The sequence below is a fragment of the Nocardioides caldifontis genome (assembly GCF_008087345.1).
Taxonomy (GTDB): domain Bacteria; phylum Actinomycetota; class Actinomycetes; order Propionibacteriales; family Nocardioidaceae; genus Marmoricola_A; species Marmoricola_A caldifontis.
In genome coordinates, this window is sequence record NZ_VHIB01000029.1 from 1 (window position 1) to 1622 (window position 1622).

Sequence of the window (1622 nt, forward strand, 5' to 3'; positions counted from 1 at the left end):
CCTCGCGCTTTCACGTCGCTGAGGTGGTGTACGGCGCGTAACGCACGGAAGTGCCTGTTCTGCACGGGATTCTTGGATTGCTGAAGTCAAAGAAGCCGAGCGGAAAGGCACTCCGTAGGTGAAGCGTAACGGTGTCCCGATGTTGGTTCTCGATCCCGGCCGCGAGTCGCTGATCTCCTCCTCAGGTGGGGTGCTGCTGCGCCAGACGATCGAGCTCGCCGGGTTGGGCCGGTCGCTGTCGGCGGCGTTGTCGCCGTGGCGGTCACCGCGGGCCACTCATGACCCGGGCAAGGTGCTGCTCGACGTCGCGACCGCAGTCGCGCTCGGCGGTGACTGCCTGGCCGACGTCGCGGTGGTCCGCGCCCAACCGGAACTCTTCGGCCCGGTGGCCTCCGATCCCACCGTCTCGCGGCTGGTCGCTGCCCTGGCTGGTGATGTCGACGCCGCTCTGGCCGCAATCCGGGGGGCCCGCGCCGAGGCCCGGAAACGGGTCTGGGGCCGACGGCGTCCGGTCGCCGGGCAACCGGGCGGACAGGTGACCATCGACATGGACGCGACCTTGGTGACCGCGCACAGCGAGAAGGAGCTCGCGGCGCCGACGTTCAAGCGGGGGTTCGGGTTTCACCCGCTGTTCGCGTTCGTCGACCACGGCGAAGACGGCTCCGGGGAGACGGCGGCCGGAATGCTGCGCCCCGGGTCAGCCGGCGCGAACTGCGCTGCGGACCACATCACGGTGTTGGACCAGGCGCTCGCGCAGCTGCCCGAAAATGAGCGCGGCAACGTGGTGGTCCGCACCGACACCGGTGGCGGCGTCAAGGACTTCCTCCACCACATCACCAACCTGGGTCTGGAGTACTCAGTGGGGTTCTACGGCATGCCACCGGTCGTGGAGGCCCTGGCGAAGGTGCCCCGACAGGCATGGCGGACCGCGATCGACGGTGACGGGCTGCCACGTGAAGGCGCCCAGGTCGCCGAGCTCACCGCGTATCTCCCCGCCACCCTCAAGGGCTGGCCGGCCGGGATGCGCGTCATCGCTCGCCGCGAACGACCGCACCCCGGAGCGCAGCTGCGGCTGACCGACCACGAGGGCTGGCGGATCACCTGCTTCACGACCAACACCACAGGGCCGGGCTGGACGCTCGCCGCGCTCGAGGTCCGGCACCGCCAACGCGCCCGCGCCGAGGACCGCATCCGCGGCCTGAAGGACACCGGGCTGCGGAACCTGCCCTTCCACCGGTTCGCGCAGAACCAGATCTGGCTCGAGATCATCGCGCTGGCCGCCGACCTGCTCGCCTGGACCCAGACGCTGGCCTGGCACGACCACCCCGCCCGACGCTGGGAACCGAAACGACTCCGCTTCCGGCTCCTCGGCGTTGCCGGACGCATCATCCGGTCCGGCCGCCGCAGACGCCTTCGCCTGCCTCGCGGCTGGCCCTGGAACGACCTCATCGACACCGGCTGGGCCGCCCTCCAACCCGGCTGACCCACCGACCACGCCGTCACAATCAAGGCCTCGGAGAACCCGGCGACTACAGCGCCGGCGGCCATCCATGCCCCGGCCGCAGATCCGACCCGGACGTCGCACTCAACGACTCAACCCACAGCCAAAAGAAAGTTCGAGG

At 70.0% G+C, this 1622-nt stretch carries 1 protein-coding gene; it reads left to right on the plus strand.

Annotation, left to right across the window (positions count from 1 at the left end):
- Positions 1-139: 139 nt before the first annotated feature.
- Positions 140-1483, plus strand: coding sequence for an IS1380 family transposase (locus FIP57_RS22920; protein WP_275266195.1), 1344 nt, complete (start codon positions 140-142; stop codon positions 1481-1483).
- Positions 1484-1622: the final 139 nt, after the last annotated feature.